The following is a 6,072-nucleotide window of genomic DNA, read 5'->3' as shown; positions in this document are numbered from 1 at the left end:
AGCGTTCGAGGTGGGTTTCTTGAGCCGGGTGCATCAGCGGTTGTGTTCTCCGTTGGGCGGTAACCATCAGGCGCGGCAGGCGGTGTTGCGGTTGTAGAGGATCACTGTAGGAGCGGGCTTGCCCGCGAGCTTTTTATCCGACCGACACATTGGTGTTGGGGCGGTTACCGTGGAGCTCGCGGACAATCGGAATGCCGCTCAGCCGCTCCTACGGGGACGACCACGCCTTGGCGACTTTGCCCAGGGAATTCGGGTTTCTTTCGAAGGATTCGATCAGCAATTCGGCGAGGATGCGCACTTTTTGCGACGGGTGCGGGCTGGGCGGTCGCACCACGTAGACGTCACCCACCGGTAGCGGGTAGTTGGCCATGATCGGCACGAGTGCGCCGGTCGCCAGGTACTCGTAGGTCACACAGTCGGGCAGCCAGGCAATGCCCAGGCCGGCTGCCGCGGCGCTGGCGATGGCCGCGCCGTTGTCGCTCTTGAAACGCCCCTGGGGCTGCACGGTGACGAGGTTCTGGCCATCCATGAAGCGCCAGGCTTCGGCGCCGACCAGGGCCTGGTGGTTGACGATGTCGTCCGGCGTTTGTGGCTCGCCATGTGCGCGGATGTAGTCGGGGCTGGCGACGAGCTGGCCGAAGATCCGGCCCACGCGCCTGGCCATCAGGTTGGAATCGCGCAGGGCGCCGACCCGGATCGCACAATCGAAGCCTTCTGCGATCAGGTCGACGAAGCGATCGGCGTAGGCGGTATCGATCTGAAGCCGCGGGTGGCGGCGGGCCATTTCCGCCAGCACCGGGGCGAAATGTATCGGGCCCGAGGACAGCGGAACCGCGACCCGCAAGCGCCCGCGCAGGTCGCCGGCGGGCAGGATGATGTCCTTGGCCATTTCGATTTCGGCGCTGGCGCGGGCCGCGTGCTCCCGAAAGGTCACGCCGGCTTCCGTGAGGGCGGCGCCACGGGTGGTGCGTGCGAGCAGCTGGATGCCCAGTTCCGCCTCGAGCCGGAACAGCCGCCGGCTGACGATCGATTTGGAGACGCCCAGGCGCCGAGCGGCGGCCGAGAGCCCGCCGGCATCGGCGACTTCAACGAAGGTCTGCAGGTCTTCCAGGTCCATATCGGCGTTCCACTTTTCGCGACACAGATAGCCGCATGGCGACACTACCGCATCGGAATCCGCGACAGCAATATGGCTGCCAGGCAATGACGCCACAGCCTCTCTCACGAGAAAGGCTTCCGAATCCGCAACCCTGTGTAGGTGGCCAACATGATGAACAGAAATGAGCTGCGCCGCGCTGACATCAATCTGCTGGTGGTCTTCGAGTCGATGATGCACGAACGCAATGTCAGCCGTGTCGGCGAGAAGCTGTTCCTGGGTCAGCCGACCATCAGTGCGGCCCTGGGCCGTCTGCGGCATCTGTTCGGCGACCCGCTGTTCATTCGCACGGGGCGGGTAATGGAGCCGACCGCACGGGCCCAGGAGATCTTTTCCAACCTGACGCCGGCGCTCGATGGCATTGCCGCCGCGCTGAGCCGGTGCGAGGCGTTCAACCCGGCCACGAGTGACGCCACGTTTCATGTCGGTCTTTCCGACGATGTCGAGTACGCCTTGTTGCCCGGTTTGCTGCGCCGCCTGCGCAGCGAGGCGCCGAACATTACGCTGGTGGTGCGCCGCACCGATCAATGGCAGCTGCCGCAGTTGCTTGCCTCGGGGGAGATTTCCCTGGGTATCAGCCCTACCTTGCACTTGCCCGCCAATGCGCGGTGCAAGGGCTTGCTGTCGAGTCGGCCGATGCTGCTGCGCGCTGACTCGCAGCCTGGCGAGCTGAACCTGGATGAATTCTGTAGCCGATCCCACGCCGTCGTGTCGTCCATGGGCAATGTGGCCGAGGATGCCGACCGCGCCCTCGGCGCGATCGGGCGTCGGCGCAAGGTTGTGCTGGCCGTACCGCAGTTCAGCGCGTTACCCATGCTGATGGCTGGCAGCGACATGGTCGCGATCGTGCCGGATTATGTGGCGCACGCGATGGCGGGCCAGGCGGGCTTGCGGGCCGAAGAGGTGCCCGTTGCGCTGCCGCAACAAGCGCTGTCGATGGTCTGGCGAGGGGCGACTCACAGTGATGCCGGCGAGCATTGGCTGCGTTCGCGCTGCAGTGCGTTGCTGGGTAAATCGCACGTAGAGCCGGCGAGTCCAACGCTGCTGAGGTCGGTGTTGGCCGCTGCTTGACCCGCGTGGTTTGTATGTCACGGCGATTGGGTGCCCTGGGTATCGCTGCGCTCAACCCAGGCTACGGGGTGCTTGGGCGTAGGATGGATTGAGCCGCGCGATACCCATCAGCTTCCTCATGTCACGTTGCGTTTCCGCTGCAACAGCAGGGCGCTTAGCATCTCGTTCAGGCGGGAAGCACATCTGTATCCGGCCTGGCATCGTTCGCGCGGTTGTACAAGTTCGATCTGCCTGCTTAGCTGTTTAGCGCGCCGATGCGTCGATGAACGCAGGTTTTTGACGAATCAGTGATACAGGTCTCAGGTCAGCCCCCTGCAAAAAATCTGTACAGAGGCTATATATGCATAGCTGTTGTACAGCTATTGCTGTCCAGGTTGACATCGCCTTGCTGGCCAGGCGAACCGCCGATCCGTTATCCCAAATTCGACTACGTGTACCGCCACGTTGCAGCGGTATTCTCAGTGTTCGAGGGATCGCCGATGGCACTGGATCTGAATGGAGTCAGGCAGGGTTTGGCCCGTTATCGGGTTGCGCTGGCCCGTCGTCCCGACGGTAGCGTGCTACCTGGCTTTGCGCACAACGGCAGGCGTTTCGAGCGTGAGGTGAATGCCAGCTAACGTAGTGCGAATGGCCACGTTCGATCTGATTGCCGAATGTGCCGATTCGCCAATCTCCGCTGTCGTTGACCACCGCAGCGGTAATGATTTGCCGACCTATACCCACGCATCGATTCGTAGGACACGAGGCGCCAGTCTGTGGGAACCGGCGACTCAAGAGTTCGTGAGGCTACACACTCCGGCTGCTTTTTTTAGCGCCACTTGCTTCTGCCAGGATGGGCAACCTACCGAGGTGTCATGTGGGACGTATCAGGAAGAAAAACAGGCTCGTCAGGGCCTATGCGCTGTGCGAGTGGCCGTGTCTGGCGGCTATCGTGTGCGCGATCGTGGCGCTCTTGTGGCAACTGTTCTTCGCTGCGCCCATTCTCTCGGCCGCAGCAACCCCAACCGCTCCTGGCTATCAGCGTTCCCTCCAGGAACTCGATTCCGATTGCCACTACACCCAGCCCCAACCCCGGGCCGTGGAAAACTGCACGGGTTATTGCAGCACCGACGGCGCGAGCACGGCTGCCATGCTGGATATCCCGGGCTTCGACCTGTCGATCCTGACCTGCACGGATTCCGATCGTTATCAGCGCGAGGTAAGCCTCATCGGTGATGACGCGCTGCACGAGTTGGCCATCGAGGTCGTCAGAAGCGTCCACGTCTTCTGATCACGGTGTTGCCCTGACGCACGTGAATGACCTTGCCGGGCTCATGGCGTTTCGCGCTTGAGCCGCAACAGCAGGGCGATCAGCGCGTCGATGTCGGCATCGGTGGTTCGCCAGGAGCTGACGCTCAGGCGGAACGCCGGGCGGCCTTGCCAGACGGTGGGGCCGAACCAGGTATCGCCTGAGGCCTGGGCGGCCTGGCGGATGGCGACGGTCTGTTCGTCAGAATCGGCCTGTACCAGCACCTGGTTGAGGTGCACGCGATTGAGCACCTGGTAACCGTCGGCGCGCAGGGCTTCGGCGAGTCGCCCGGCCTGGGCGATGTGGCGGTCGATCAGTTCACGCAGGCCATCACGGCCGAGGCTGGCCAGGGCCGCCCAGATGGCGATGCCCCGGGCGCGGCGGGAGAACTCCAGGGTGAGGTTTTTCTGCGCGTCTTTGGAGGCCGTGGCGTAGGCTGCGTCGCTGTTCATGGCCGAGGCCAGGGCGTCGGCGTCGCGGCAGATGGCCATGGCGCTGTCGTAGGGGGTGTTGAGCCATTTGTGGCCGTCGGTGGTCCAGCTGTCCGCCAGTTCGACGCCGTCGGCCTGGGCGGCGGACGACGAGGCGCGCGCCCACAGGCCAAAGGCGCCGTCCACATGCACCCAGGCGCCGGCGGCCTTGGCCCGGGGGATGAGTTCGGCGAAGCGGTCGAACTCGCCGGTGTTCACCTCGCCGGCCTGCAGGATCAGCAGGGTGCGGTCGTCCAGTTCCGGCAGGCGCTGCGGGTCGATGCGGCCATGGGTGTCTACCGGTGCGTAATGCAGGCGGCCCATGCCGAAGCCGAGCACGCGCAGGGCCTTTTTCACCGTGATGTGGGCGGTTTCCGAGAGCACCACGCGGATCTCCGGGGCGCCGATCAAACCGTACTGGTCGAAATCCCAGCCAAGTCTGGCCAGCAACTGACGCCGTGCCGCGGACAGGCAGGCGAGGGTGCAGGCGGTGGCACTGGTGCCAAAACCCACGGCGCTGTCGGTAGGCAGGCCCAGGGCTTCGCAGACCCAGCGCCCGGCGACTTTTTCCAGTTTGTCGGCGATGGGCGAGTTGTCGAAGGAGGAGGCGCACTGGTCCCAGGCCAGCACCATGCGCTCGGCCGCTGCGGCGGCGGGCAGGGTGGCACCGATGACGAAGCCGAAGTAGCGCGGCCCGTTGGACACGACGGTGGCCGGCGAGCCCAGTTCATCGAGCTGTTGCAGCACCTGGTCGGCCAGTTGGCCTGTGGTGGGCAGCGGTTGGTCGAAGGCGCTCAGAGCATCGAGAGCCGACTGATCGGGGAACACCCGGCGCGTGGCGGAGCTGTCCAGGTAGGCCAGGGCGCGGCGATCCGCGTCGGCCAGCAGTGCGCGTTCAGTGGTGCTCATGGGGTGTGGCCTGTTATCGAAGGTGATCGACATACGCTAGCCGAGGCCGGTGATTACCGGCAGATACAGCCCGCGAGGGCTTTGGACGGAACAGTGGGGCCGTGATGGTGAGGTGGACCGGTACAGCGGGGGATTTGGCCGTACAGTTGGGCTGACGCGAGTCAAGAGCTTCGCCCCGGGTCGGGGCTCCCACAGGTGCGGTGTGTAGGAGCCGCGCCCCGCGGCGAATCGCAATATGTGCTGTTTGTAGGGTGGATGACGCTTTTTCCATCCACCGTTGGGCGAAGAGTCGCCAGTGAATGGTGGGAACGATCAAGAGCTTCGCCCCGGGGACGGGGCTCCCACTAGGGCGCCCTGGGTTCATGCTTACCTGTAGGAGCCGCGCCCCGCGGCGAATGGTGGGTACGCCCAAGAACGTAGGATGGATAGCGTTTCTTCATCCACCACCGAGTGGTATTCACGGTGGATGGGTGAAGCGTCATCCACCCTACGGTTTATTGGTTTTCACCGGGCTCGTAGGGTGGCTGCACGTTCTGTGGGTGACGCGGAGCGTCACGGGAGGCGTTCCCACGCAGAGCGTGGGAACGATCATGCGGTTAAGGCCCCAGCATGTCGTGCATGGCGATGATCTGTTCGGCCACCTGGATGAGCTTTTGCTGGCGGCTCATGGCCTGGCGTCGCATGAGGGTGTAGGCGTCTTCTTCGTTGCAGCTTTTCATTTTCATCAGCAGGCCCTTGGCCAGTTCGATGCGCTTGCGTTCGGCGAGCTGGGCATCGCGGGCTTGCAGTTGGGCGCGCAGGGCCTGGTCGCTCTCGAAGCGGGCCATGGCCACGTCGAGGATCGGTTGCAGGCGCTGGGCGTGGATGCCTTCGACGATGTAGGCGCTGACGCCGCTCTGGATCGCCTGGCGCATCACGCCGGGGTCGTGTTCGTCGGTGAACATGACGATGGGGCGCGGCTGGTCGCGGCTGACCAGTACCACTTGCTCCATGACGTCGCGGCCGGGGGATTCGGTGTCGATGAGGATGACGTCAGGCCGCACGGCCTCGACCCGTTCGGGCAGGTCGATGGTCAGCCCGGATTCGTCGACCACCTCGAAGCCGGCCTCGATCAGCGCGCTCTTGAGGCGCCCGACCTTCTTCGGGGTGTCGTTGATCAGCAGGATACGCAGCATGGT

General features: G+C 64.3%; 5 protein-coding genes. 2 read left to right on the top strand and 3 right to left on the bottom strand.

Annotation, left to right across the window (positions count from 1 at the left end; all coding sequences use genetic code 11):
• Positions 1 to 208: 208 nt before the first annotated feature.
• Positions 209 to 1,117, bottom strand: a complete 909-nt coding sequence (locus N5C28_RS20295; protein ID WP_279825075.1) for a LysR family transcriptional regulator — start codon at positions 1,115 to 1,117, stop codon at positions 209 to 211.
• A gap of 150 nt (positions 1,118 to 1,267) precedes the next feature.
• On the opposite strand from N5C28_RS20295, the gene N5C28_RS20290 reads away from it, so the two are divergent.
• Positions 1,268 to 2,227: a LysR family transcriptional regulator gene (locus N5C28_RS20290; protein ID WP_279825073.1), complete on the top strand. Its 960-nt coding sequence runs from the start codon at positions 1,268 to 1,270 to the stop codon at positions 2,225 to 2,227.
• A gap of 856 nt (positions 2,228 to 3,083) precedes the next feature.
• On the top strand, positions 3,084 to 3,497 hold the full coding sequence (locus N5C28_RS20285) for a hypothetical protein (protein ID WP_279825071.1): 414 nt from the start codon (positions 3,084 to 3,086) through the stop codon (positions 3,495 to 3,497).
• Between the two features lie 41 nt (positions 3,498 to 3,538).
• Here the strand turns inward: N5C28_RS20285 and N5C28_RS20280 are convergent, their stop codons facing one another.
• Positions 3,539 to 4,894, bottom strand: coding sequence for an aminotransferase class V-fold PLP-dependent enzyme (locus N5C28_RS20280; protein ID WP_279825070.1), 1,356 nt, complete (start codon positions 4,892 to 4,894; stop codon positions 3,539 to 3,541).
• Between the two features lie 596 nt (positions 4,895 to 5,490).
• Positions 5,491 to 6,069, bottom strand: coding sequence for an ANTAR domain-containing response regulator (locus tag N5C28_RS20275; protein WP_279825068.1), 579 nt, complete (start codon positions 6,067 to 6,069; stop codon positions 5,491 to 5,493).
• Positions 6,070 to 6,072 lie beyond the last annotated feature (3 nt).

Origin of the sequence: Pseudomonas sp. GD03944 (assembly GCF_029839275.1) — a bacterium.
Taxonomy (GTDB): domain Bacteria; phylum Pseudomonadota; class Gammaproteobacteria; order Pseudomonadales; family Pseudomonadaceae; genus Aquipseudomonas.
Note: the sequence above shows the minus strand (reverse complement) of the source record. Positions and strands in the feature narration are given on the sequence as shown.

Bases quoted from the DNA above. Each gene is read 5' to 3' on its own strand.
- N5C28_RS20275 (WP_279825068.1), bottom strand. From the start codon at position 6,069: ATGCTGCGTATCCTGCTGATCAACGACACCCCGAAGAAGGTCGGGCGC.
- N5C28_RS20290 (WP_279825073.1), top strand. From the start codon at position 1,268: ATGATGAACAGAAATGAGCTGCGCCGCGCTGACATCAATCTGCTGGTG.
- N5C28_RS20280 (WP_279825070.1), bottom strand. From the start codon at position 4,894: ATGAGCACCACTGAACGCGCACTGCTGGCCGACGCGGATCGCCGCGCC.
- N5C28_RS20295 (WP_279825075.1), bottom strand. From the start codon at position 1,117: ATGGACCTGGAAGACCTGCAGACCTTCGTTGAAGTCGCCGATGCCGGC.